Genomic DNA, 26,533 nt, shown 5'->3' with positions numbered 1-26,533 from the left:
CTGCTTTCCGTAAATCGCTGCTTCTTCATCAGTAAAATTCCTCTCCGTTTAGGATAGAAAATTCTACTGTATTGCACCTTTAATATAGGGGAGGATTACCCTTGAGTTTGATGCTGAGCAAGTTTGGTGGCAGCACCACAGACTGAAAGTTGAAGCTTGTAGTACTTATTCATCATACTAGCTTATAGAAATGGCATATCTGTTCATCCAAAATAGTTGTTATTGGGATTAATGCGACAGAATCTGCGAAATTGCTATCATTCAGAAAACATTCATTTCCGTTTAGATGTAATAATCCTTTAATGGTGGAAAACCGTTGAACTCCACTGAGCTGTATGTCGTTGTGTAGGCGCCAGTCGACAACCAATACAGTCGATCGCCGGCTGCAAGATTCAGCGGTAACCCGTACTTATAGTTCTCGTACATGATATCTGCGCTGTCGCATGTCGGTCCAGCGATAATCGCGTTCTCCAGTTCGCCGTTCTTGACAGTGTAGATCGGATACTTGATAGATTCATCAAGCGTCTCGATCAACCCAGTAAACTTGCCCACGTCGGTGTAAACCCATCGATGCAGCGCCGTGCGGGATTTGCGCGAGATTAGTACGACTTCACTAACAAGTACGCCTGCATTCGAGATCATTGAGCGGCCTGGCTCGATAATGATCTCAGGCATTTCATCCAGAAAATCTTCGTGCAAGAATCGCGCAATCTCCTCAGCGTAGATCGAGAGTTCGTTCGTGCGTTGCAAATAATTGGCAGGAAATCCGCCGCCCATGTTTATCATCTGCAGTTTGATGCGATCCTCTTCCCACAAGCGATTGAAGATCACTTTAACCTTACCTAGCGCGGCGTCCCAAGCGCCGATTTCACGTTGTTGCGAACCGACGTGAAACGATACACCATATGGGACGAGACCAAGATCACGAGCGAGGATCAATAAATCCATAGCCATGTCACTCTCGCAGCCGAATTTTCTCGACAGTGGCCAATCGGCGGTCAACGTACCTTCTGTTAGGATACGGGTGTAGATGCGTGCACCAGGTGCGGCTTTCGCAATATTGCGTAGATCTGCCTCGGAATCGGTTGCGAACAACCTTACACCCTTTTGATAGAATAAACGGATATCTTTGGCTTTCTTGATCGTATTGCCGAAGCTGATTCGATCGGGTGTCACGCCGAGTGCGAGCACCTTGTCAAGTTCGTACGTTGATGCGATGTCAAAACACGCACCTTTGTCTTTAAGCAGTGTCAGAACTTCTGGTGCCGGATTGGCTTTGACTGCGTAATAGGTGCGCGCGTATGGAAAATGCCGTGACATATCATCGTATTGTCGGTCAATGGTGGCGAGATCTACAACAAGAAAGGGAGTTTCGTGCGTATCGGAGAAAGCTTTGATCCGTCTCCACGTAGAATCATCGAAATAATCACAAACTGTAACCGCTGTGTCAGACATTGACTAAGAGATTCTCCAAGTAGGTTGTTAGGGGCAATTTGAAGTTCAGCGCGGATAATCCCCCAAAGTATCTGGCTGATATTTTAACTAAAAATTCCGATAATCTTTAGGATTATAGTTGTGAAACTAATTGTTAGTTTATTATGCAATGAATGAGAATACAATTCTGTTCGATATCTTACATAAATAATAATGCTCTAGACTAGCAAAGATCAATGATATCTGATGATTTGCCATAGTTCATCAGCAAGAGCTTCCGGTTGTTTTCCCAGTCGCATTCTGACTCTTTTAAATGCAGCTCAAAGAAATGAGCAATATTGATATATTGCACTTCAGTCGATGATGCGACTGGAAGATAAGATTGAGAACAATGCGTTGGTTTCATTGTATTTTATGTGCCCTCTCAAACAGAGATTCGATGAGAAAAGCATCGTCAAAATGCCTTCGACCGTTAAAGGCAGTGGGATGACGACCCCATTGACGCATGGCACCTGGCGAGCGAATTCCCATAGGCCATAGAAGAAAGCGTTCAGCGCGTTCTGTTCCCGTGACTAATCCATATTTTCCGAACAGACTGAGGTATTCGTTATAAGAAGGTAGAGAACGTAATTCATCATAGTTTTTCCACAGCATTGGTTGGCGCGTTTGTATTCCTGCCCCTGGCGGAGAATCATTTATTTCTTTATCGTGGTAAACCCGTTGTATGAAATGAGTATGGTGGGCGATACGCAGCACCAGCGGCTGCTGTTCGGGTGCCAATTGCGGTAGCAGTGGAAATTCAAAATAGGCTGATGGAAGACCCTTACGCAGTTGTAAATGACGACTCGGGAAGAATTGATGATAGCAACCGCAATTGTGGATTGTATCGTATAACCATGGTTCGCCATCAGGTCCTAAAGTTACCCGCCAGTTGATCCCGTCGAGCTGGCCAGCATAAATGTCATTACCAGGCCGTGCTGGAAACCAGACGACGTAATTAAGCTGTAACAATACCAAGTTGCCAAAGCGAGTATGTGAAACCTTACGGTAAAGGGTTGGGCGGGTGATGTCTACAGACGGTTTATTTTCTTCCCAGAACACCATACCTATGTGATCATTTTCATCGACCACATCTACTTCCCATATTGGTGCAAATGTTTCAAAAAGTTGATTAAGCTCCGTAGCCGTTGGTAAAGGAATTCCAAGTGAATCACGCGATTGATATAAGATCTTGCTGATCTGTTGTGTACTCATGGGCTTATGAGGTAATAAATCACCGGTGGTTGCAGGGAAGGAGGTAGATGTCGGTGCCCACCGAATCATCTTACCTTTAACAGGTAGCGATGTCAGCGGCATGGCAAAGATGTCGTGCGTTCGGCGATGCCATGCTGAGATTCCAACGGCGACAATGGGCGCAGTGAGTGGGTAAAGGCCGAGTGCTTGCCACCAACCGACATAATCATCAGGAACATGAGTAATATCGCGCAGCAGGGTACGGTGCTCCAGTTCAGTGAGATCAACTGCTATCAATAGTTCACGGCAACGGTTGAGATAATTAAGCAAGATCTCGTTTTGACGATTCGTAACTGAGATAGGTAGATTACGCAGCTCAAAGGCGCGTGCTTGTGCATCAAGATCAGCCATATGGCCAATCCATGCTTTCCATGGTGATGACTCACTTCTGAGCTCATGATTAAATGAAGCCAGCAGGCGAGTTGTGCGTAGATAGGGAAATTCTTTTATCGATGATGAACCATAATCGCGCACAGCGGTATTGTCAATCGCAGTATTAACTTTCTGAAATAAATCTCGACAGGTTGTCGCAGTAATATCTTCCGGTGCAGTTAATCTCGTTTGCATTCCGCTACAGCCGGTCAGGAGCAACAAGCTCAGAATGAAGAATGCTCTTACCTCAGTTGGTATCATACGGGCTAAATTATTAGAATTATCCATAGACCTTCCCATCGGAGTAATATGTGTGTGACGCGTACTATATTTGCATCCAATTAAAGCACATTAAAATATTTCCCAAACAGATACAACTGATAGTAACTATTTCTATGCAGCTATTACTTAAATCCGCCAATAATCAGTCACTTTTTTGCTGATCAGAAGCATCGTTCATATTAGGGGTTATTTGTGAAATTCCTGTTTGGAATCATGATATTGATCTTGCTCTTGCTGTCTGCGCGCTTTAGAAAATTTGCAGGATATTTTGTTGTGGTTGGCATTATTGCAGTATTTTTATCCTTGCAATATCAAGAATATGAAAAAAATAAATTCAAAAATAGAATTTCATCTTCAGAGGTTATTTTTGAAAATATTTCCTTTAATCCCATAAACAATAACTATGAAATGACGGGACGCATAATCAACAACTCAGAGAAATATACTTTAAGTGGTGTGCAACTAAAAATTACTGTTAAAGACTGTACAAGTGATGCTACTTATTGCTTTATTATCTCAGAGAGCAATGAATACATTTATGTCTCAATTCCACCCATGCAAGCCAGGGATATTAAGAAAGAAATTTATTTCTACTCAAACCAGAGAATAGAAAATAAATTAGTCTGGAATTACTCGATTGAATATACAGATTCAAAATAGATATACTTTGTAAATTAATAATGTCAATCAAAGATAAATACTTATCTATCGAAATTACCAGGAAATGCCCAATCTTTGCGATGTGTTTTCGTACCAGAGTTATTATTGTCCACAGTTTGGGGTATTAACTAACTAAATTATGTACAGGGTTCCAAGATTGCTTATGATTATTTGAATGCCAGACCAGACCAGACCAGACCAGACCAGACCAGACCAGCCCAGCCCAGCCCAGCATTTGCTAAAAGCTGCTGATTGGTTAACCTGGTTTAAATCATTCATTTTTGATTCATCTCATTGATAAATGTTGCTAACTATGTTTTGAAATTCGTTAGTTTGAAAATAAGTGGGGGTGCAATCATTCTCATGACTGAGAATATAAGAAGTACCTTATTATGGAAGATAAGAAAACATCAAAATTATCTTATTCTTTCGATTGAGGCTATAATTTTTCCTTGACTTTACGATTAATCCACAGATCAGGAGAGTGACGGATGTTTTTTTGAGTCTTTATTTTGATTTTAGGTAAATTTCATAACTATATGATAAGTATTGTTTAATTAAACTGTTGAATAATTAGTCAGGCTCGGCAAAACCCTTGGAAAACCTAAGGTTTGATACCTAACTAAGAAGTTATTCACAAAGTTATCCACAGAATTTGTGGGTAATCTAAATAACCTCTTAAGAATTAAAGCCAAAATGTAATGGCAGTTAACGTATAGCCAGTTTTTGGCAAGCAACTTATCTTGTCCTTTGCTAGAGCTTGACGTATTGCGACATTTGTAAGCACTTGATGGTGTTTAGTTTATAAATGCCAGAAAATTGATGTTATTTCAAAAGATAACATGCAGTCTCTTGAGACAATCATTTTGTCATTGATGAATTAATACGTGAGGGTAACCCCAAAACATGACTAATGGATTTATCTATAAGGGATATTAGACATAAAAAAACCAGCTCCCCAAGGGAAGGGAACTGGTTGAATTTATTCAGCCATTACCGACTATGCATAAACTAAACTTGCACTGGCTGATGCGGAAAATCAATTAAAAGGGAGAGAAAAAATTGATTTATATGTATATGAGTAAAGTTTTTTTGATTGGTTCATTTTTATGTCAGATATTAACATAACGAGTTAGCGAGACGATTCTTTGCATGTATTTTTTCATCTTCCCGGAAAATTCGTCGAAAAAATTTTATTTAATTATGGAGGTGTAAATAGCGATGGATCAATATCCTTTAAGAGCAATTCACGTGCTTGATCGCGTTTCTTTCTGGCGTTAATAAGGGAAGCTGCAGGATAAACGCCGATAGTCAAAGTCTTACGTTTCCCCACAAATCGGTAATCCATGCGCCAATATTTACCCGTAGTTTTCACCAGTAAATACAATCCACTGCTGTCACTTATTTTGTAGGGCTGAATTTTTGCTTTAGCTTGACGTACTGTGATATCGGTAAGCATTTGACGGTATCTCGGTTGACAGTATCAAAAGTACCGTCAAATTGAAGATATGTCAAAAGATAATCCGCTACCTTCTGATACTATCAGTCCATAAAAAAATTCAATTATTACAAAGGATTTGATGCGATATGAAACTTGTTGAAAACCTCTATTGGTGCCGAGAGGGGGAATCGAACCCCCATGATGTCACCATCGCGGGATTTTGAGTCCCGTGCGTCTACCAATTCCGCCATCTCGGCCTAGCTATTTGACTGTTTTTGAATAAACAGAAGGCGCAATTATCACTGAAAACCCACTGTACAGCAAGCAGCATGGGCAGAAAACCTATTGCATCGGTATAATACACGGCATGAAGACTCAGGATTTTGATTTTTATCTCCCCTCCGAATTGATCGCGCAATTTCCCGCAGAACAAAGATCCGGCTGTCGCCTGCTCTATCTGGATAGTATCAACAAGCAATGGAAGGATAATTTGTTTTCGAGTCTTCCCGATTTCTTGCGAGTTGGAGATGTAATGGTGTTTAACGACACGCAAGTGATCAAAGCGCGTTTGCTGGGTAGAAAAGCCAGTGGCGGCAAGGTGGAGGTAATGGTGGAGCGAGTGCTGGATGACCGCCATGTTGTGGCAACAATTCGCGCTAGTCATGCGCCAAAACTGGATTCACAACTAATTCTGGATGATGCGATTCCATTAACCGTAATCGCACGTGAGCAAGAATTTTATACCTTACGCTTTGAACATGAAAATACAGTAGAGGAAATACTGGATTGTTATGGCCAATTACCTCTGCCTCCATATATTACCCGTCCTGTCACAATGACTGATGAAGAACGTTATCAAACAGTGTATGCCAAAAATTCTGGGGCTGTTGCGGCGCCAACTGCCGGTTTGCATTTCGATCTCGATATGCTGAATCAATTGCGAGCTATCGGTGTAATCCTTGCTTATGTCACTTTGCATGTTGGTGCTGGAACATTTCAGCCGGTGCGAGTTGAGAATATTGCCGATCATATTATGCACAGTGAAACTTATCACATTCCCCAAGCCACCGTGGAAGCTATCGAGAATGCCAAAATGACGGGAGGCCGCATTCTTGCGGTGGGCACTACATCGCTGCGCGCATTGGAGGCTTGCGCATCGCTTTATCAGGGGGAGTTGGTTGCTGGTTATGGCAATACACAGATTTTTATTACCCCGGGATATCGTTTTCAAGTCATTGATCGATTATTAACCAACTTTCACTTACCATGTTCAACTTTACTAATGTTAGTTTCGGCTTTTGCCGGCATGGAAAATATTAGACAAGTTTATCAACATGCGATCAAAGAACAATATCGCTTTTTTAGTTATGGAGATGCTATGCTGATTGAGAAAGAATCTTGAAATTTCAATTGCATTCAACTGATAAAGCAGCTCGCAGAGGCACATTGGCTTTGGCGCATGGTATAGTCGAAACACCAGTTTTTATGCCCGTAGGTACTTACGGTGCAGTCAAAAGCATGTCGCCTGCAGCGCTGCAAGCGACTCATGCGCAGATCATTCTTGGCAATACGTTTCATCTATGGTTGCGTCCTGGATTAGAGGTTATCGAGGCGCATGGCGGGTTACATGACTTCATTGGCTGGCATGGCCCAGTATTAACCGATTCAGGTGGCTTCCAAGTGTATAGTCTGGGTAAATTGCGTAAAATCACAGAGCAAGGTGTCCATTTCAAATCGCCGGTCAATGGTGATGAATGTTTTTTGTCACCGGAAGAATCGATGCGAATTCAGCGTACCTTAAATTCCGATATAGTCATGATCTTTGATGAATGCACACCTTATCCAGCGGATGAAACCGCTGCTAGGCTCTCAATGGAGTTGAGCCTGCGATGGGCGGAGCGTTCCAAACAAGCACACAATAGAAATTCAAATGCGTTATTTGGTATCGTGCAAGGAGGCATGTACGAACATTTGCGCGAACATTCATTTGCCGGCTTGAATCAGATCGGTTTTGATGGTTACGCCATCGGCGGATTATCCGTTGGAGAGCCCAAAGCGGATATGCAGCGTATTCTAAAACACACTACACCACTGCTGCCACCTGATAGACCACGTTATTTGATGGGTGTCGGCACGCCTGCTGATATTGTTCATGCTGTAGCGCAAGGTATCGATATGTTTGATTGCGTGTTGCCGACTCGCAACGCTCGGAATGGCTGGATGTATACGCGGCATGGCATCATCAAATTGCGTAACAGTCGCTATCGTTTGGACACATTGCCGCCCGATGAACACTGCGAGTGCTATACCTGTCAGAATTTTAGTCGTTCCTATCTACACCACTTGCAACGTATCAATGAAATGCTCGGTGCGCACTTGAATACCGTTCATAATATATACTACTATCAGCAACTTATGTCAGAAATTCGCAGCGCAATTGAGAATCAGCAATTTGAAGAATATGCACAAGAATTTCAGGCATAAGCGGCCATCATGTTAATATGTGTTTTTTTACTAAAGGGAGAATATAATGCTGATTAATGATGCATTTGCACAGGCTACTGCTTCGACGGCGCAAAGTGATGCAGGCTGGGTCACCTTATTACCGATGATCGGTATACTCGTCTTATTTTATTTCCTGCTTATTCGTCCACAAGCCAAGCGCGCCAAAGAACATAAGCAAATGGTGGAAGCGTTGCAAAGAGGCGATGAAGTCATTACAAATGGTGGTATTTTGGGACAAATACTCAACGTAAGTGAAACCTATGTCATTATAGAAATAGCTCCAGCAATAGAAATCACCGTTCTTAAATCTTCAGTACAAACTTTATTGCCCAAGGGAACGTTGAGAAGTATCGAACCTAAAAGTAAAGCACCCAGAACAAAAACACCAAAGTCAATTGCATCAGAAAGTAATAAAGCTGTAGATGCCAACGAAGCAACAGAAGCCGTTATCGCTGAAGCTGACATAAATAACGAAAAGAAATAATTGCGTTTGACAAGGAGGGAATTAGCTATTTGACTCTCCGCCTTTGTTTGCCTTTTTACCCATACTTGATATTTAACTGATACCCATGAACCGCTACGCACTTTGGCAGTACCTGATTATTGCGGTTGCACTGTTACTCGGCGCGCTTTACACATTGCCGAATTTTTACGGCGAATCTCCAGCAATACAGATTTCTCCTCTACGGATTTCTGCAAGCACTGATACCGCGTTGTTGCAACGAGTAGAAGACACACTGAAACAAGCCAACCTTGAAATGAATGGAATTTTTCTTGAGGAAGGCAGTATTAAGGTTCGCTTCGCTGATACCGATTTGCAGATGAAAGCAAAAGATCTACTCGAATCAGTGCTCGGCAACGAATATATCATTGCCTTGAATCTGCTTCCAAATTCTCCGCAATGGCTGACAAACCTCGGTGCCTTACCAATGTATCTGGGATTGGATCTGCGTGGTGGGGTGCATTTCATGCTGGCGGTTGATATGGAAGGAGCACTGGAGAAATCGCTCGATCGTTATAGCATCGATATTCGCAGTACTTTGCGCGAAAAAAAGATTCCATATACCGGAATTGAGAAGCAAGCAAAAAAACTGATCCTGAAGTTTCGCGACCTTGAATCACGCTCAAGAGCAGAAACAGAATTAAAATCAAATTTTGCGGATTTTGCACTAAGTACAGAAAATATCGATAATCGATATCACCTCATAGCTGAAATCAAACCAGAAGTTCAAACGCGCATGCAGGACTCGGCTGTGATGCAAAATATCACGACATTGCGCAATCGTGTCAATGAATTAGGTGTGGCCGAACCTATCATTCAGAAAGCCGGTGCAGACCGCGTGATTGTCCAATTACCGGGTGTGCAAGATACCGCTAAAGCAAAGGATATTTTGGGGCGCACAGCTACGTTGGAAGTTCGTATGGTTGATGATGAGCATGATCTTGATGCGGCCTTACGTGGCAAGATTCCAATTGGCACAGAGTTGCATCAGGAACGTGGCGGAAGTCCAATTCTAGTCAAAAAACAGGTTTTGCTCACGGGCGAACGTATTACTGATGCACAGCCAGGATTTGATAAAGACAATCAACCGGCAGTACACGTCAGTCTGGATAACAATGGATCGCGAATTTTTAAGCAATTAACACGTGAGAATGTGGGTAGAAGAATGGCTATTCTGCTGATTGAAAAAAATGCAGCGGAAGTAGTTACCGCACCGGTTATTCGCGAGGAAATCGGTGGTGGACGTGTTCAGATCAGTGGGCGCATGACTAGCCTGGAAGCACGGGATGTTGCGCTATTATTACGCGCGGGCGCATTAGCAGCACCAATGGATATTATTGAGGAACGCACTGTTGGCCCTAGCCTCGGTGCGGACAACATTACTCGTGGATTTAATTCAACCCTGTATGGATTCGTCGCTGTTGCGATTTTCATAATAGCCTATTACACCGCATTTGGCGTTATCTCTGTTATTGCGCTTGGATTAAACTTGCTGCTGCTAGTCGGTTTGTTGTCCATCCTGCAAGCAACACTGACATTGCCTGGAATGGCGGCATTGGCTTTAACAGTGGGAATGGCAATTGATGCCAATGTGCTTATCAATGAACGTATTAGAGACGAATTACGTGCTGGTGCTTCCCCGCAACTAGCTATTCAGTCGGGATATGAACGTGCATTTGGCACCATTCTGGATTCTAACATTACCACCTTGATTGCGGGCATTGCCTTATTTGCATTCGGCTCGGGACCGGTTAAGGGTTTTGCGGTAGTACTATGCTTGGGGATTATAACGTCCGTTTTCACGGCAATCTTTGTATCACGGGGTATGGTCAATTTTATGTACGGAAGCCGCCGAAAACTTGATAATGTTCCCATCGGAATAATCTGGATACCGCAAAATAATTCGATAAATGGTAAACCCAAGTATCTTTCCAAAAATGAGATTGCTGAATCTACAGATGATGATGAACCAAAACGCGGTGAGCAGACCAAGGAAAATATCAAGCCGGATGTTGTCAGTCAAACATCAGACAAAATCGAAGATGAAAGTCTGGTAGATAATTTACCTAAAACCGAAACTACCGCTAACAAAGCTAGAATTAAACGTAAATCAACTGGCGCTAAAAAAACCAAGAAGCAATAACCCGATATTAAGGAATACAACTATGGAACTATTTAGATTTGAGCGTGATATTCCCTTCATGAAATGGAGACGGGTGGGTGCAATCATATCGATAGCAACGTTTATTCTTTCCGTTTTTTTTATCTCGACAAAAGGTCTCAACCTGGGTGTGGATTTCACAGGCGGAACAGTACTTGAAATTGGCTATAGTCAAACGGCAGACTTGGAAAAAATACGAGGTGTTTTAACAGCTCTGGAGATGCCGGATGCGAGTGTGCAAAACTTTGGTACCTCTCGTGAAGTTTTAATACGACTACCCATTAAGCCAGAGTTTTCCAGCGCCCAATTATCCGAAATTGTTTTAAATGCACTGCGGGAAGCTGATCCTTCAGTTGAGATGAGGCGAGTAGAATTTGTTGGTCCCCAGGTAGGTCAAGAATTATTAGAAAATGGCGCTCTCGCCTTGTTATTCGTTTCATTAGGTATCGTCGCATACTTGGCCATGCGATTTGAATGGAAGTTTGGCATTGCCGGTATTGTTGCAAACTTGCATGATGTCATTATTATTCTCGGTTTCTTTGCCTTCTTTCAATGGGAATTTTCATTGACGGTTTTAGCCGCAGTTTTAGCAATACTGGGTTACTCAGTTAACGAATCGGTAGTTATTTTTGACCGTATTCGAGAAAATTTCCGTAAGCTTCGCAAGGCTTCAGTGACTCAAGTAATTGATAGCGCGATCACACAAACCATGTCGCGTACGATTATCACGCACGGCAGTACACAAATGGTTGTAATCGCAATGCTCTTATTTGGCGGAGAAGTACTTTATTATTTCTCGTTAGCCCTGACAATCGGCATACTATTTGGAATTTACTCCTCAATTATGGTTGGCAGTTCTATCGTCATACTTCTTGGAGTCAAGCGCGAGGATCTTGTTAAGCTAGAGAAAAAGCCTCTGGAAAATGATGGAGCCGTTGTATAAGAGTGCCCTGATGACTTTCTGTCTTTATGCGTGACAATCAACAAATCGCAAGAATCCGCACATGCTATTTCACAAGACTCGTTGCAATTGCATGAATCTAGCAAAAAGTTGTTAACAACCCAAAGAGAAAATAAAAATGTCCACCCTGAATAATACATCGCACAAAAAGAAAAATATTTGGCCCAAACTGATTACATTTTCATTCATATTGTTGGTCATCGTCATTGCAGTGAGTCTCCTGCCACGAGGATTCTCGCAGGATCTTTCGGTTATAGGTCAGGGAACCAAAGCGCTGGTATTGGTGCATGACGGCAATGTACTTCAAAGTGCCGACACCATGGTTGCCATGAATGCAGTGAGAGACGATTTCGAGGAGCGTGTTGCATTTATTGTGGCTGATATCAATACGCCAGAAGGTAAACGGTTTGCGGACAGCCATGGATTCGGTCCGGCAGCTTTGGCATTTTTTGCGGCTAATGGAGACCGATTGCAGTTATTATATTCAGAACAGACCGGTGAATCCTTGAGACAGCATTTGAATACCACTTTCAGTTACAACTATTAAGCCATTCAAGCGGCGATTTTTCCACCAATTTTTCTGTTATAGAAACTCGTGATCATGGTGTAAACTCACATTCTTCGTCTTCAGTATCATAAAAAAGCTGCATCACTCAAGGTAAAATAATTTTTTAATCTCTTCCGGGTTTAATTCCCCGCCCCTTGGGGCGAAAGCTGGTTGAAAACCAGCAGAATGAAGAGCGTAGTTAATACCCCGCTGCTTGCGGCGGGGTGCTTTATTCAACTTGGATGGCAAACGCGGATCGAAAAAACTCTATCTCTTCAGTCAACAATCGAACATAGACGTTAATTCAAAAGGACTTCAATATTTGAAGTTCAGAACGAGCCAAAGATATCATCTATGGCAGAATCATTTGATTGAAAGCGATTCCATAGAAATAAATCAATACCTGACCTCGGGTATTTAGATTTCACAACGCTTCATAATAAACCTCAATTACTTCCAGTTCTTCCACTCCTCCCGGTGTATGCAACGTCACTACATCACCTTCTCGCGTCTTGAGCAATGCCTTGGCCAGAGGTGAAATCCAACTGATGCGACCGCACCCGGGTTCGGTTTCGTCCATGCCGACAATGCTGTATGTTTGGCTCTCGCCTCGTACATTGCAGACCGTCACGGTGGCACCAAAAAAAACCTGGTCGCATTCACCGCGCTGCGCAGGGTCAACTACTTCAGCATTATCCAGGCGTTTGGATAAAAAACGTAGGCGACGATCAATTTCGCGTAAGCGCTTTTTGCCGTAGATGTAATCACCATTTTCTGAACGGTCACCATTGGAAGCTGCCCAGGTAATGGTTTTGACCAGCTCCGGACGTTCCACTTTCCACAACTGGTCAAATTCCTCTCTCAAACGTTGATATCCTGCTGGCGTGATGTAATTCTTTACACCCTGCGGTAACTTCGGTGTGTCGTCAAGATCATCGTCGTCATCTTTCTCTTTGGTGAATGCTTTATTCATGCTTGGAAATCTTCATTAGTAATAGAAAGTATCAGGTTTGCGATGAAATATTTCTTATTTCTCAGCCTTTTTAAAAAAACCGACGGACAGTACGTAATGAAAACCAAACGCATCTGCAATCTCTCTCATTGTATAGTTATCCGTTTCTAGATGGTCGCAATTTCGGTGGTTCTTTCGACCAAAACAGAATCCGAAAAATGGTTTTGCCTGCGCTTTACTATTGGATCTGTGGAATTTCATTGATATCTTTATCGCATCTCACTCAAGATGCTACAGATTGCCTGATTATTTATTAATATCTTTCGTTTTTTGATAGCAGTGTATTTGCTACGGTGCTGTCAACAATGGCATCAACTTTTTCTAATGCTTTTCTGCCCAGAAGCATGGGGGTTGAGAAATTGGAGCGATCAATCAGATTGACCATTATTTTATGGGGTTTGCCATCAAAGTATATTTCTATATTTACTACAGGGCGTGAATGGAATTTTTTATTATTAATCCCATCGATAGCGCGCCTTTTTATTTTTGAATGACGGACAATGGGTAAATTGTAGTGGAGTGTTTGTTCCAAATTGGGATGAGAAACTTTAAACTTCACATACTCTTCACCTTTTTTTTCATATAGCTGAATGTCCTTTGCAGATATTGAAGCGGTCTCCGCGCCTGTATCCAGTTTTGCTGTCAGTGTAATCTTGTCAGGTGTCAGCGTTACAGGTTCAAGATATCCATATACGGACTTGTTTGCTATAACAGGCGTTGAAGCAAAAAAAGTAACTGTTCCTATAAATAGAAAAATAAAATAAAACAGGTTGGTTTTTTGTGATTTCATAACAAGTATATTTTTACGTAAAGATTCTTTGTTATTTGAGCACAGTACAAAGTGGACTCAGATATGAAAAAGAGATGCTAATAATTGTGTTGGCGTAAGACCGTTATGGCTTGGCGCACAGGAAAATTAAATAAACGCCCTAATTAAAAATACCGTAAACCAGCTGGAGTGTCAAACATACCGGCTAGTGATTAAGAATTTACTAAATTTAGTTATTTTTTTATGTTTGCCGACAAAATATTGATGACAGGTGCGCTTTGGGCAGTATCAACGACTACAGTGCAGTAGGTGGTGTGTTTTATAGCATGCTGGATACTCATTAGTAGACCGTTGAAAAACTATCTGCGTTGTTGCTACGGTGTTAAATACAGGCTCAAAATGCTCATTTATTAAGCATAAACTGCGCTTTTTCGCCTGCTTTTGCCTTGTATCGGTTGCCTCTAAAACGTTTTCCAACGGCCTGCTTGATTGGAGCTAAAGGCAGGATGGTTTCATGCTTGCGTTTTTGTTGGTGTATAGTTAGGCATGTTGTGAATGCAAACTGAACTAGTTTGAATTAATCATTTTAGTATCTGGAATTAATTAAAAAAGAGAAATTTTATGTCTGAAGTAGCAACTGTAATCCAAGAACCCGTTAACAGTAATAGTGCCGGCCTAAGTACGCAGGCTATTAGCGAACTGAATGATCGTTACCGTCCGCTCAATTTCGAGCAACGATTACATAATCTTTATACGGATTTTCACCCTGAGAAAGTAATGGTGACATCCTCTTTTGCAGCAACTTCTGCTTATTTTTTGCACATTATTTCCAGAATTCGCCCAGAGCAAGTTGTTTTTTTTGTGGATACTGGTTTTCATTTTCCAGAAACCTTGTTATATCGGGATTATTTAGTCGGGTTGTATCATCTAAAAGTTAAGGATCTGAGAGCGGATGGTTATCAACATATATATAGTAAAAAAGAAAAACTGTATGAGGTAGATCCGGATCTTTGCTGTTCGATTAATAAGATTAATCCACTGGAAGAAATTAAGCCCAATTTCGATATTTGGGTTTCCAGTTTGATGAATTGGCAAACGGACCATCGTGCTAGTTTAAATATTTTTGAAGAACGTCGTGGAATTATCAAATTTAATCCGATGATTGATGTAACTCGTGAAGAGCGTGATGCCTATATTCTCGAGCATAAGTTACCTTTTCATCCACTTGTGGCAGAAGGGTATGCTTCGATAGGTTGTACGCATTGTACCGTTAAGGGTGAAGGCCGCAGTGGTCGTTGGGTTGGAAAACCGAAGACTGAATGCGGCTTGCATCTTTAGCTTTCTAACCCGTATGCAGTTGTGTTTGATGTGACTGTCAGTAGATTATTTGATTAGCGTTTTAAATCGATCGGTGGTTTTGATCAAAGCTGATTGTATGCCGGGTTCCCAAGCCGAGTGTCCGGCGTCATCAATAATAATGTACTCAGCTTGTGGCCATGCCTGATGCAAATCATCAGCACTGACGATCGGGCAGACTGCATCATAGCGTCCCTGTACAATGGTGGCGGGAATGTTGTGGAGTTTGTGTACGTTTTCCAGTAATGAGTTTTCTGGCAGGAAAATGTTGTGGCTAAAATAATGCGCTTCCATGCGTGCTAGCCCCAACGCGACAGTATCACTGGCAAAATAACTGACGGTAGCAGGGCTCGGTAAGAGTGTAGAGCACGATCCTTCGTAGGTACTCCAGGTGCGCGCGGCAGGCATATGGATGGCTGGATCAGGGTTCATCAAACGCTGATAATAAGCCGAAAGAATATCTTTGCGTTCCGCCTCTGATAGTGGCTCAACTAAATTATGCCAAGCTTCGGGAAACAAATTGCGCAACCCGTAAAGAAACCAATCGATTTCCTGTTTGCGACAAAGAAAAATTCCCCTCAGAATAAGGCCCAGGCAGCGTTCAGGGTGTGCTTCGCCATAGGCAATTGCCAATGTGCTACCCCAGGAGCCTCCAAATACCAGCCATCGATCAATTCCAAGGTGTTGTCTGAGTAATTCCAGATCGTGAATCAGGTGAGGGGTGGTATTCTCTCGAATTTCACCGAGTGGAGTCGATCGTCCTGCACCCCTTTGATCGTAAATGATTATGCGATAATAGGCTGGATCAAAGAAACGCCGGTGCGTCGGGGTTGATCCGGATCCAGGTCCGCCATGCAGAAAGATAGCAGGAATTCCAGCAGGGTGGCCGGATTCTTCCCAATACATGGTATGAGTTTCGTCCAAGGGTAATCTTCCTTGGCTATAAGGTTCGATTTCGGGGTATAGTACGGTAGGTGAATGATTGTTCATAGTGTATCGCGGAGTTATTACAGATTAATGGGACTTGAAATTGAAAGAATAGAGCAACAAACAGCATAGAGTTTAAAACTTAAATGAATTAGAGTTCTGGTATATTGCTTGAAAGGTTGCATACTGTATCAATGTTTTAAGGAATAATATATGCCGAATACTATACTAAGAGCACAGGAAGTTTCCATGATACGTGAAGAGATGGAGATTTTAATGAGTGAACGTCAATTTCTGCTGGATGCCACAGGAGCTGCTGCCATGTTTGTGGCCAAATTGGACAGTAATGTGCTGCCAGTATCGGCTTGCCAGGCGGCCAAAATTTTATCCCGATCGCTAAATAACTTGCCGGAAGAGACCTTACAGGATGCGTTGGAAAAAGTGAAGTCAGTTACTGCAGTCCGTGCATGAAAAAAAGCAAGATCTAGTTGTACCGAAGGTTGGGCTTGTTCTGACCGGGGGCGGTGCGCGTGCAGCTTATCAAGTAGGCGTATTACGCGCTATTGCTGAGCTGCTGCCGGATAAGTCGCGTAATCCGTTTCCTGTTATTTGTGGAACTTCAGCAGGCGCCATTAATGCTGCCAGCATCGCAGTTTCTGCTAATAATTTTGCTGAGGGTGTGGCACATTTAGAGGATGTCTGGTCAAACTTTCATGTTAATCAGATTTACCGATCTGATCTGGGCGGTGTGATTCATAACACTTTGCGATGCATGCTATCTTTAGTCTCGAGTGAATATGGTCAGCATAATCCGATCTCTCTGCTGGATAATGCTCCCTTGGAAGCATTGTTAAAAAACAGTTTTTCTTTCCGCACAATTCAACATTGTATTCGTTCCGGTTCGTTACATGCCCTGGGGTTGACTGCATGGGGTTATACTTCGGGACAGTCGGTGACTTTTTATCAAGCAGCAAGAGAAGTCATGCCTTGGAAAAGAGCTCAACGGCTGGGTGTTCCCGTTGAAATCGGGATTGAGCATTTAATGGCTTCTTCGTCGATACCCTTCATTTTTCCAGCTGTAAAATTGAATCGTGAGTTTTTTGGGGACGGCTCTATGCGTCAGATGGCACCGATTAGTCCGGCGCTTCATCTGGGCGCTGACAAAGTGCTGATTATTGGTGTACGCAAACCCGTAACGAGTGAGCCTAAACGTATTAGCACTTCAAGTTATCCTCCTTTTGCGCAGATTGCGGGACATGCGTTGAACAGTATCTTTGTCGATAGCCTGGATGTCGATCTGGAGCGTTTGCTGCGTATAAATGAAACACTGAAACTGATTCCTCCGGCGGCATTTAAAGAAAATAATATTACGCTGCGTCCAGTTGAAGCGATGATGATTGCACCCAGCGAAGGCATCAACGTGATCGCGCAGAAATATGCCTATACTTTGCCATGGATCATGCGTTCTCTATATCGTGCCATTGGTGCCATGGGACCCAATGGATCGACTTTATTGAGTTACGTATTATTTGAAGCCCCTTTCTGCCGACATTTAATTGAATTAGGTTATAACGATACTTTAAAGCAGAAAGACGAGCTATTGAAGTTTATCGGTGTTAAAGATGTGGTAGAGAAAAATAGCAGTTGAGTTTTTGTGATTTTGCTTTGAATTTTAGTCGAGATAATTAAATGGCGTTTGATAGTCCTCAATTCTGGATTGCTGTGATGCAAATCATTGCGATTGATATTGTTCTTGGCGGCGATAATGCGGTTGTCATCGCACTTGCTTGCAGACGCCTGCCGGAACATCAGCGCAGACTGGGCATTATGTGGGGTGTTGTGGGTGCCATTGGGTTACGTGTTGTGCTGATTTTTTTTGCGTTAAGTTTGCTCGCTTTGCCTTACTTGAAAATCGTCGGTGCGGTTTTATTGCTATGGATTGGTACCAAGTTGCTGCAACCGGAACCTGCAGAAGCGCACGAAATTGATGCCAATACAACCTTATTAGGTGCGATTAAAACGATTATTGTGGCTGATGCCGTAATGAGTCTCGACAATGTGATTGCTATCGCAGGTGCAGCCAAAGATAGTATCGGTCTGGTAATTTTTGGTCTGGTCGTCAGTGTGCCGATTATCGTTTGGGGTAGCCAATTGGTGATGAAAGTCATGGATCGCTATCCAATAACGATTGTGATCGGTGCCGGACTACTGGGGTGGATTGCGGGTGATATGTTGATAACCGATGTAGTTACTAAAGACTGGGTCACTGCTCAGGCAAAATATTTGCAGTGGATTGCCCCGGTGGCAATGGCTTTGCTGGTGATTATGCTTGGTAAAGTACTGGCTGCTCGACATCAGGCCAAGTTCCGGCCTGTAATTGATCTGATTGATGAAGAAAAATCCAAACAATAATTCCTGTTCTCAAAAATCAAGAGATTGATTATGCTAAAAATCCTGTTACCCATTGATGGTTCTGATAATTCCGACAAGACAGTGAATAATTTTATTCGATTATTAGATTGGTATAAGCAAAAACCTGAATTGCATTTATTAAACGTGCAATCTCCGTTAAGTGGAAATGTTTCATTATTTATTAATCAAGCAGATATTAATCAATATCATCAAGAAGAAGGATTAAAAAGCCTGCAATCTGCCCGTGGCTTACTCGATCAAGCAGGAATTACCCACCAATTTCACATTACTATTGGGGATCCAGCTGAAATGATTGTGCGCTTTGCGGTCGAAAAACAATACGATCAGATTGTCATGGGGCCGCGTGGTAAAAGTAATATACAGAATATGCTGCTGGGGTCAGTGACTAACAAAGTGATGCAGCTATCAAGTCTTCCCGTATTATTGGTTAGATGATGTTGCTTCTGAAGCCAATACATTGAAATTCAGAGTTTTGGGCTGTAGTGGAGGAGTAGGAATTGGCGCACAGACCACTGCCATGTTATTGGATGATGATGTTCTGATTGATGCGGGAACTGGTGTGGGAAGTTTGACCATCGAAGATATGTTCAAGATTGATCATATCTGGGTGACACATGCTCACTGGGATCACGTGGCCTTTATTCCTTTTCTAGTGGTAGTGGGTACCGTTGGCTCCAGCGTACCAAGCCGATAACCATTCATGCCCGCCAGCCACGCTGGAGATACTACAAAAACACTTGTTCAATTGGTATTTCTGGCCGGATTTTACAAGAACCCCGAATACCGCTGTACTTTATATGCGTTATGAAGCTTTAGCGGTAAATCAATCAATTTATCTCAAGCAACGCAGAATCACGCTTTTGCCTGGGAATCACACTATTTCTGCGGTGGGCTTTCAGCTCGATTCCGGAAGCCAGCCTTGTATTTACCGGTGATATTACGACTAATGATAAGTTATGTTTGGCCGTTAATAAGTTTGAAAATCTGAAGTATTTAATTATTTATTGAGTCAGCTTTCTGTAATCAAAATCGGGATATTACCCAAATATCTCGGGATTATTGTCACAAGCTTAGTGGCAGAAGAGCTGCAAAAACATGAACGGACAGCGAAGATATTTATCGGGCATTTGAAACCGGGCGAAGCTGAAATAACAATGCAAAAAATCAATCAGTGTATTGGGAAATATCATCCTCACCGGCTTGAATACAATCAATTACTTGAATTTTAGGAAATGATGCCATGAGTGCAACTGTACAAACACCCCTTAAGTCAAAAGATGCTTCTAATATCCCAGAAGGATCGAACGCGTCTGTAAGTTTCCAGCGAGTTACCAACAAGATACATGATGCCAGCAATTTAGACGAAATCATGGCGGAAGTTAGCAAGGATATTTGTGCCTTATTCAATGCAGATCGATTGACGATTTATTCATTGAGCACAGACAAGTCCTGCTTTGTGTCACGGATAAAAACCGGACTTGATTCATTTCAGGATTTGCAAATGCCAGTCACAGAAAAGAGTGTTATAGGTTTTGCCGGTTTACAGAAGAAGGTTGTCAATATTGAGGACGTTTACAATAAAACCGAATTAAAAAAATTCAGCGCATCACTTACCTTTTCCAATGATGTCGACAAGCGTACCGGTTATCGAACCAAACAAATGTTGGCGGTGCCGATCTTGAATCCCAATAACCGAGAGCTGATAGGTGTGGTTCAGGTTATTAATAACAAAAATAATGAACCTTTTTCCGCGACGACAGTGAAAGGTGTCACGGAAGTTTGTCAAACCCTGGCAGTTGCGTTTACTCAACGACAACATCCTGCGCGTTTGATTAAATCCAAATATGATTATCTGATTTTTGATGCCGTGATTTCTGCAGCGGAATTGGATCTTGCCACGCGTTCGGCACGAAAAAAAGGCTGTGATCTGGAAGATGTGCTGGTTGACGAGTTTCAGATTGGTTTGCCGCTCATAGGCAAGGCGCTGGCTTTGTTCTTTGGAGCTAAGTACGAGCCTTTCAAGGCTGATCGAATCAAGCCAATGGATTTATTGAGGAATATTAAGAAAGATTATGTTGAAAGTAATGCCTTGCTACCGATTGACGAAACCAAAGATGGGCTGGTGGTTTTAGCCCTCGATCCGGAACAGATCAAATCGCAGCGTATTGCGAACACGATTTTCCCTAAGCATAAAATTATTTATGCAGTAACCACCAAGCGTGAATTCACGGCGACGGTTGAACAATTCTATGGCAGCAGTCAGGATGAAGTAGGTACCGGTGATATTAATGAAATGCTTTTTAATCTTGGGGACGAGCATGTTGAAGAGAATTCCAACGAAGTAGAAGAATCTTCAGCGGCCTCGGACAATGAATTGGTCAAGTTGGTGAATAAAATAATCATTGATGCTTATAGGATGGGGGTGTCAGATATTCATATCGAGCCTTTCTCTGGCAAGGAAAAAACCAAGATCCGTTTTCGCAAGGATGGTTCGTTGATGCCTTATATCGAGATTCCATCCAGCTACCGCAATCCGCTGGTGACACGGATCAAAATCATGTGTGATCTGGATATATCGGAAAAGCGCAGACCTCAGGACGGTAAGATTAAATTTAAAAAGTTCTATCCCTTGGATATTGAATTGCGGGTTGCCACCATTCCATCGGCAGGCGGGATGGAAGATGTCGTGATGCGGATTCTGGCGGCTGGTGAGCCGATCCCGCTGGGGAAAATGGGATTCACTGAGCGTAACCTGGGGGAATTAGAAAAAATTATCAGTAAGCCTTATGGGTTATTTTTTGTGTGTGGACCTACAGGCTCGGGTAAAACAACCACCCTGCATTCGATTCTGAAATACCTCAATCGTGATGAAACCAAAATATGGACTGCAGAAGACCCGGTCGAGATTACCCAAAAGGGGCTGCGTCAGGTACAGATTAACGTCAAGGCAGGACTGACCTTTCCGGTGATCATGCGCTCGTTTCTGCGCGCGGATCCCGACATCATCATGGTGGGTGAGATGCGGGACAAGGAAACGACCAGCATCGGGATTGAAGCTTCGCTCACTGGACATTTGGTTTTAGCGACGCTGCATACCAACAGCGCACCCGAATCAGTAATCCGTTTGCTGGATATGGGAATGGATCCATTTAATTTTTCCGATGCATTGCTGGGTGTTCTGGCGCAGCGATTGACCAAGCGTTTGTGCAAATGCAAGGAACCGTATGTCGCCGGCGACGATGAAGTTAATGCACTGGTAAAAGAATATTGTGAAGAACTTAGAAATATTGATCATTTTAAAGCCGACCCCGAGGCAGCCATGCAAGAAATCCACCAGCAATGGATCGAACGCTACGGCGATGAAAACGGACAGATTACGCTGCATAAACCGGTCGGTTGTGATCATTGTAATAACTCTGGGTTTTCCGGCCGGGTCGGCTTACACGAACTGATGACCGCCAGCGATGCGCTAAAAAAGAATGTGCAGGAGCGTGCGCGCGTGGCGGAAATGCTGGTGACGGCATTAGGGGAGGGAATGCGTACACTGAAGCAGGATGGTATCGAAAAGGTTTTGCAGGGCGTGACGGATATTCATCAAGTGCGAACAGTGTGTATCAAGTAATCGATTAGATAGAATGTGACGTAAATTGTCACATTCTGACGTAGTGTGTTGCAGTGTTCAGAGCTGTAAGAGAGCCAACAACGCTAGTAATAATCACAAGTCAACATGTAAGCTATCCTCTGTCACAGGAATTTCAATTTCAATCGTGGAAGTATGCATGCAATGCCTCTTTCAGTTGCAATTGATGTTCATTGATAATGCCTTGGATGTACCTCATTTTATTGCTTGTCTGGGTTGGAGTGATGCAATGGTTTCTATTGGCATTAATTAGTGATTGAGTTTTGGATATCCCGCATAGGTTATTCTGGATGAAGTGAGGGATCTATTCCAGTCAGTAGTGCGGATTTCTTGCTTAGCTTGAGATGACGATAAACTATAGATTTTCGGTAGGGCAATTCAATGTGTTTGGGATCTGGGATACTTGATGTTCTTAGCCAGATGTGGAAAGACGCAATGTCTTTCGGACACTGCGTCTTAAGAATCGATGTGACTTGTTTGCGTTAATTTAATAGCTCTAGAGCTATCTTTATTTGTTAGCAAATGGCGCCAGCAGCACGAGTTAAACAACCTCCACCTTTAACCCAAGAAATTTTCCCGTCTGCTCCGAGTGTACCGGTCATTTGATAGGTATCTACTGCATTTATTCCATTAACGGCTCTAGGAGTGAGTGTTAATGTCGCTGTGCCGCCTGCAACTGCAAGTGTAACACCAGCGGGATCAAACGGAGAGGTTGGTGCGGAAGTAGCGATACCGGGAATGCCAGCAGCAAGTGCCGCAGCATCGGGTACTCCAGCGGCTACTGAGATTGCTGTAAAGTTGGCGCCAGCCACGCAACTTCCATTCTGTGCACATATCTCTACTGCAAGTTTAATAGGCGAGCTCGCTACGACAACTTCTGAAAATCGTGCTTTTAAAGTATAGCTTTGATAAGCAGGCACAGCCACTGCAGCCAAAATACCGATAATAGCGACAACGATCATTAATTCAATCAATGTAAAACCTTTTTGTGTGTGTTGCATTTGTTGTTCTCCTTTAGATTAATTGGGGCACACTGTTGGTGTGTGATGCTTCATAAGCAGAAATCGTGCCAGAAATTTTGTAAAATAATTATAGTAAAATAAATCAGGGTCTGCATTGCTTCTTAATCCTGCATAAAACACGTAGCAGTGGGGGAGCTGGATTAAATGATATTAATCTTTGACCGTGGCTTATCAATGATCAAAAACTTGTTTCCACAGAGTCAGCACGGCCGTGCGATAATCTTTTAAATGGCTGCCATCGACACGGGTAAATTTTTGTGTTTGCCCATCGACTGGTGCGTTACTGGTCATATCTCCATCATCATTTAATCGCAGGCGATGCTGGATGCGACGGAATTCCCGGTACGCAGAGCGCACTTTTTCCGCCGCACTGATCGAGATCAGTCCCAATTCTCCTGCCAGTTTTAATAACGCGATGTTGCCAATATTACGGGTGAGTTGCGGATATTGGCAGGCATAGCCTAAGACCAGATACTGCACCATGAATTCAACGTCGATGATACCGCCGCGATCATGCTTGATATCGAATAAAGCGGTTGGATTGAGGGGGACATCCAACATTTTCTCGCGCATTTTCAGAATCTCTTGTTTGAGTTTGATCACATCGCGCGGTTTGCACAGAATCTCCTTGCGGGTATTTTCAAAAATTTCTCCCGCATGCTGATCGCCCACCACGAAACGCGCTCTGGTCAATGCCTGATGTTCCCATACCCAGGCTTGTTCATGCTGATATTGTGCGAAAGCTTCCATCGAACTAACCAGTAAACTGGTTGCGCCATTCGGGCGCAGCCGCAAATCGGTTTCATACAGTAAACCGGCCGATGTGTGTCGAGTAAGCCAGGTATTGATACTTTGTCCTAGCTTGGTATAGATCTCTGCGGAATCAGGATGGTCGTCTTGATATAAAAAGACCAAATCGAGATCGGAAGCATAGCCGAGTTCTTTCCCACCCAGTTTGCCATAACCGATAATGGCAAAGGTCGGTTTTTCCCGGTGGCGTTTTTTCAAGCCCGACCAGGCGAGATTTAGTACATTTTCCAAGATCAAATCGGCCAGCGCGGTCAGGTGATCGCTGAGCGTTTCAAGCAGCAGAGAGCCTTCCAGGTCGGTGACCAATAACCGGAATACCTGAGCATGCTGAAAGTGCCGTAACACATCCATTTTCCATTCGATGACGTCATTTTTGGGATTGTTGGCATGATTCAATTGGTAAATCAGATCCTGATTGAGTGTAGTCCAATCAGGGGCCGGGTGCGGTGCATTGTGACGCAATAGTTCATCCAATAAAATGGGATGTCGCCCCAGATAGTCACTGGCCCACTGGCTAATACTGGCCAGTTCCGCGACTCGTTGCAGGGTATGAGGATGTTCCAGTAACAGCGCCAGGTAGGGTGTTTGCGAACTGACCTTCTCGAGCAGCTGCAGCATGCGTTCCAGCGTGGTCTCAACCGATGGGAGCTTGACTACCAATTCAATGAGCAAAGGAACCAGGGTATTAATTTGCTGCCTGCTGGATTCAGGTAATTGCTGATAGAAAGTGCTATGATAAAACAGTCGGAGTCGTTCGGATACTTTTGCCGGTTCGGTGAATCCCATAGTACTCAGTTGTGATGCAGCGGCTTCGGTTTGTGAAATATCCTGTGTTTTAGTCTGCCAGAGATAAGCCAGCGTGTCGTGTGTGCGTGATTTTTTGGGAACAGCAAAAATGAGCTCAAAATGACGTGTTACGTTTCTACGATGAATGTCTAATTGAGGCATGATATCGCCATAGCTATCGAAGCCCATGGCGTTTGCTATTAAGTGTTGATCATCTGGATTCAAGGGCAATGTTTGCGTTTGCTGATCGTCCAGATATTGCAGGCGGTGCTCCAGTTTTCGTAAGAAGTGATACGCATCGATTAGTTCTGTGATAGCTTGCTCCGACAGTTGTCGCTTTTTTCTCAGGCGTTGCAAAGCACCGAGTGTCGGTCGGATACACAGATCTACATCGCGGCCGCCGCGAATTAATTGGAATACTTGTGTGATAAACTCGATTTCACGAATGCCGCCAGGGCCCAGTTTGATATTGTCGTGCATTTCGCGGTGCTCAACTTCTTTGCGCAATTGTGCATGTAAACTGCGCATTGATTCATACGCACTAAAATCCAGATATTTTCGAAACACAAAAGGTCTGACTATCTTTTCCATGAGAATCGATTCTGTTTCGGCATCAGCATGACCTGCGATTACCCGGCCTTTGATCCAGGCGTGACGTTCCCATTCCCTGCCTTGCTTGATGAAATATTCTTCCAGCATGGGAAAACTGATAGCTAATGGACTGCTCTCTCCGTGCGGACGCAAGCGCATATCGACCCGGAATACATAGCCGTCTACGGTAAAATCATTAAGACTGGCAATCAGTTTGCGTCCAAGACGAGCGAAAAATTCATGGTTTGAAATTGATTTGGCGCCATTGGTTTCACCCTCTTCCGGGTAGACAAAGATTAAATCAACATCGGAGGATACGTTGAGCTCACCGCCTCCCAGCTTACCCATGGCGACAACCAGCAGATGCTGAATGCCATGGCTATGCTCGCCGCGCGGTAATCCAAAGCGTTCAGGCTGGGTTAGCCAGTTTTCATGGTACTGGAGCGCAAAATTGATGGTAACTTCGGCAAGCTCAGTCATGCTTGACATGACTTCGTATAAATCCGCTTGGCCACTGATATCGCGAATAAATAAGCGGAGTATGACTTGTTTGCGCAAATTGCGCAGTACGCCATGTAAAGTTTCTTCATTCGTGATATGTTGAGCGTAAGATGTAAGAAATGTCTGCATTTCTTCTTTGCGGAAAGGAAATTTAAGGGCTTTTAGCAGTTTCCCTTTTTGAGCAGGTTCGCTTTCTAGCAGGCGTTGCGCATAGCGACTGAATGGTAGCGCCGCAGTCAGTGTTGCGTCTGGAGAGTAACTGGTAGTGCTCATTATTGAACGATAAATTCCTTAATATATCTCAGTTATATCTACTAATGCCGGGTTCAGTAAAATCAAAATAGAACGTTATCAGAGTAAATGTTAGAATTCTGCATAATAATATGAATCCATGATTTTATATGGAATAAGTAACAAAAGGGTGCTTGATAAAAACGAGAACTTAAAAGCAATCTGCAGACACTTCGTTTATTGCTGAGAATTCGAACAATCAAAGCAATTCACTACACAAGAGAACATAACTTAGCA

The 26,533-nt window shown here is 43.1% G+C and carries 22 protein-coding genes, 1 tRNA gene and 1 pseudogene; 14 read left to right on the top strand and 10 right to left on the bottom strand.

Annotation, left to right across the window (positions count from 1 at the left end; translation table 11 throughout):
• Positions 1 to 282 precede the first annotated feature (282 nt).
• From C7H79_RS09510 to C7H79_RS09500, 3 genes and pseudogenes are all read right to left on the bottom strand, one after another.
• A complete protein-coding gene (locus C7H79_RS09510; protein WP_106707046.1) occupies positions 283 to 1,455 on the bottom strand; it encodes a type III PLP-dependent enzyme in 1,173 nt (390 codons plus the stop codon).
• A gap of 212 nt (positions 1,456 to 1,667) precedes the next feature.
• Positions 1,668 to 1,759: pseudogene (locus C7H79_RS19435) on the bottom strand (IS1595 family transposase); the annotation flags it as partial.
• Between the two features lie 77 nt (positions 1,760 to 1,836).
• Positions 1,837 to 3,387: a hypothetical protein gene (locus C7H79_RS09500; protein WP_106707044.1), complete on the bottom strand. Its 1,551-nt coding sequence runs from the start codon at positions 3,385 to 3,387 to the stop codon at positions 1,837 to 1,839.
• A 186-nt stretch (positions 3,388 to 3,573) separates the two neighbouring features.
• Here C7H79_RS09500 and C7H79_RS09495 point away from each other — a divergent pair, with 186 nt between their 5' ends.
• Positions 3,574 to 4,041 (top strand): hypothetical protein, encoded by a 468-nt coding sequence (locus C7H79_RS09495; protein ID WP_106707043.1) that lies wholly within the window; start codon positions 3,574 to 3,576, stop codon positions 4,039 to 4,041.
• Between the two features lie 1,201 nt (positions 4,042 to 5,242).
• Here C7H79_RS09495 and C7H79_RS09490 read toward each other — a convergent pair.
• The gene (locus C7H79_RS09490) at positions 5,243 to 5,500 is read right to left on the bottom strand and encodes an Arm DNA-binding domain-containing protein (protein WP_106707042.1); all 258 of its coding nucleotides are present in this window, start codon (positions 5,498 to 5,500) and stop codon (positions 5,243 to 5,245) included.
• Between the two features lie 152 nt (positions 5,501 to 5,652).
• A tRNA-Leu gene (locus tag C7H79_RS09485) sits at positions 5,653 to 5,739 on the bottom strand.
• A 110-nt stretch (positions 5,740 to 5,849) separates the two neighbouring features.
• Here C7H79_RS09485 and queA point away from each other — a divergent pair.
• The 6 genes from queA (at position 5,850) to C7H79_RS09455 (ending at position 12,158) form a co-directional block, all read left to right on the top strand.
• On the top strand, positions 5,850 to 6,884 hold the full coding sequence (gene queA, locus C7H79_RS09480) for a tRNA preQ1(34) S-adenosylmethionine ribosyltransferase-isomerase QueA (RefSeq protein ID WP_106707041.1): 1,035 nt from the start codon (positions 5,850 to 5,852) through the stop codon (positions 6,882 to 6,884).
• Complete coding sequence (tgt, locus tag C7H79_RS09475; protein ID WP_106707040.1) at positions 6,881 to 7,966, top strand: tRNA guanosine(34) transglycosylase Tgt; 1,086 nt, start codon at positions 6,881 to 6,883, stop codon at positions 7,964 to 7,966. Before queA ends, tgt begins: the two co-directional genes overlap by 4 nt.
• A gap of 46 nt (positions 7,967 to 8,012) precedes the next feature.
• Entirely contained in the window at positions 8,013 to 8,471 is a 459-nt protein-coding gene (gene yajC / locus C7H79_RS09470; RefSeq protein ID WP_106707039.1) for a preprotein translocase subunit YajC, read from the top strand.
• An 85-nt stretch (positions 8,472 to 8,556) separates the two neighbouring features.
• Entirely contained in the window at positions 8,557 to 10,632 is a 2,076-nt protein-coding gene (gene secD, locus C7H79_RS09465; protein ID WP_106707038.1) for a protein translocase subunit SecD, read from the top strand.
• A gap of 22 nt (positions 10,633 to 10,654) precedes the next feature.
• Positions 10,655 to 11,593 carry a protein translocase subunit SecF gene (gene secF / locus C7H79_RS09460; protein WP_106707037.1) on the top strand — a complete coding sequence of 313 codons (939 nt, stop codon included), beginning with the start codon at positions 10,655 to 10,657 and terminating at the stop codon, positions 11,591 to 11,593.
• A 136-nt stretch (positions 11,594 to 11,729) separates the two neighbouring features.
• A complete protein-coding gene (locus C7H79_RS09455) occupies positions 11,730 to 12,158 on the top strand; it encodes a hypothetical protein (RefSeq protein WP_106707036.1) in 429 nt (142 codons plus the stop codon).
• Positions 12,159 to 12,582: 424 nt separating this feature from the next.
• Here C7H79_RS09455 and greB read toward each other — a convergent pair whose 3' ends face one another.
• Positions 12,583 to 13,131 (bottom strand): transcription elongation factor GreB, encoded by a 549-nt coding sequence (gene greB, locus C7H79_RS09450; protein ID WP_106707035.1) that lies wholly within the window; start codon positions 13,129 to 13,131, stop codon positions 12,583 to 12,585.
• Between the two features lie 292 nt (positions 13,132 to 13,423).
• Positions 13,424 to 13,960: an ATP-dependent zinc protease family protein gene (locus tag C7H79_RS09440; protein ID WP_106707033.1), complete on the bottom strand. Its 537-nt coding sequence runs from the start codon at positions 13,958 to 13,960 to the stop codon at positions 13,424 to 13,426.
• Positions 13,961 to 14,560: 600 nt separating this feature from the next.
• Here C7H79_RS09440 and C7H79_RS09430 point away from each other — a divergent pair.
• Entirely contained in the window at positions 14,561 to 15,277 is a 717-nt protein-coding gene (locus tag C7H79_RS09430; protein WP_106707031.1) for a phosphoadenylyl-sulfate reductase, read from the top strand.
• Between the two features lie 45 nt (positions 15,278 to 15,322).
• Here C7H79_RS09430 and pip read toward each other — a convergent pair whose 3' ends face one another.
• Positions 15,323 to 16,285, bottom strand: coding sequence for a prolyl aminopeptidase (gene pip, locus C7H79_RS09425; RefSeq protein WP_106707030.1), 963 nt, complete (start codon positions 16,283 to 16,285; stop codon positions 15,323 to 15,325).
• Between the two features lie 150 nt (positions 16,286 to 16,435).
• On the opposite strand from pip, the gene C7H79_RS09420 reads away from it, so the two are divergent.
• From C7H79_RS09420 to C7H79_RS09395, 6 genes are all read left to right on the top strand, one after another.
• Positions 16,436 to 16,693, top strand: coding sequence for a hypothetical protein (locus tag C7H79_RS09420; RefSeq protein ID WP_106707029.1), 258 nt, complete (start codon positions 16,436 to 16,438; stop codon positions 16,691 to 16,693).
• Positions 16,686 to 17,870 (top strand): patatin-like phospholipase family protein, encoded by a 1,185-nt coding sequence (locus C7H79_RS09415; protein ID WP_106707028.1) that lies wholly within the window; start codon positions 16,686 to 16,688, stop codon positions 17,868 to 17,870. Before C7H79_RS09420 ends, C7H79_RS09415 begins: the two co-directional genes overlap by 8 nt.
• Positions 17,871 to 17,911: 41 nt before the next feature.
• Positions 17,912 to 18,634, top strand: coding sequence for a TerC family protein (locus C7H79_RS09410; RefSeq protein WP_106707027.1), 723 nt, complete (start codon positions 17,912 to 17,914; stop codon positions 18,632 to 18,634).
• Positions 18,635 to 18,664: 30 nt separating this feature from the next.
• Positions 18,665 to 19,090: a universal stress protein gene (locus C7H79_RS09405; RefSeq protein WP_106707026.1), complete on the top strand. Its 426-nt coding sequence runs from the start codon at positions 18,665 to 18,667 to the stop codon at positions 19,088 to 19,090.
• A gap of 22 nt (positions 19,091 to 19,112) precedes the next feature.
• On the top strand, positions 19,113 to 19,349 hold the full coding sequence (locus C7H79_RS19345; RefSeq protein WP_309477323.1) for an MBL fold metallo-hydrolase: 237 nt from the start codon (positions 19,113 to 19,115) through the stop codon (positions 19,347 to 19,349).
• Positions 19,350 to 19,895: 546 nt separating this feature from the next.
• On the top strand, positions 19,896 to 22,277 hold the full coding sequence (locus C7H79_RS09395) for a GspE/PulE family protein (RefSeq protein WP_106707025.1): 2,382 nt from the start codon (positions 19,896 to 19,898) through the stop codon (positions 22,275 to 22,277).
• A 533-nt stretch (positions 22,278 to 22,810) separates the two neighbouring features.
• Here the strand turns inward: C7H79_RS09395 and C7H79_RS09390 are convergent.
• Both C7H79_RS09390 and glnE read right to left on the bottom strand, forming a co-directional pair.
• Positions 22,811 to 23,296, bottom strand: a complete 486-nt coding sequence (locus C7H79_RS09390) for a pilin (RefSeq protein ID WP_106707024.1) — start codon at positions 23,294 to 23,296, stop codon at positions 22,811 to 22,813.
• 192 nt (positions 23,297 to 23,488) lie between these two features.
• Positions 23,489 to 26,278, bottom strand: coding sequence for a bifunctional [glutamate--ammonia ligase]-adenylyl-L-tyrosine phosphorylase/[glutamate--ammonia-ligase] adenylyltransferase (glnE, locus tag C7H79_RS09385; protein WP_106707023.1), 2,790 nt, complete (start codon positions 26,276 to 26,278; stop codon positions 23,489 to 23,491).
• Positions 26,279 to 26,533 lie beyond the last annotated feature (255 nt).

The sequence above is a fragment of the Nitrosomonas supralitoralis genome (assembly GCF_003011925.2).
Taxonomy (GTDB): domain Bacteria; phylum Pseudomonadota; class Gammaproteobacteria; order Burkholderiales; family Nitrosomonadaceae; genus Nitrosomonas; species Nitrosomonas supralitoralis.
The sequence above is the reverse complement of the archived record's forward strand: the minus strand, read 5'-3'. Positions and strand labels throughout refer to the sequence as shown.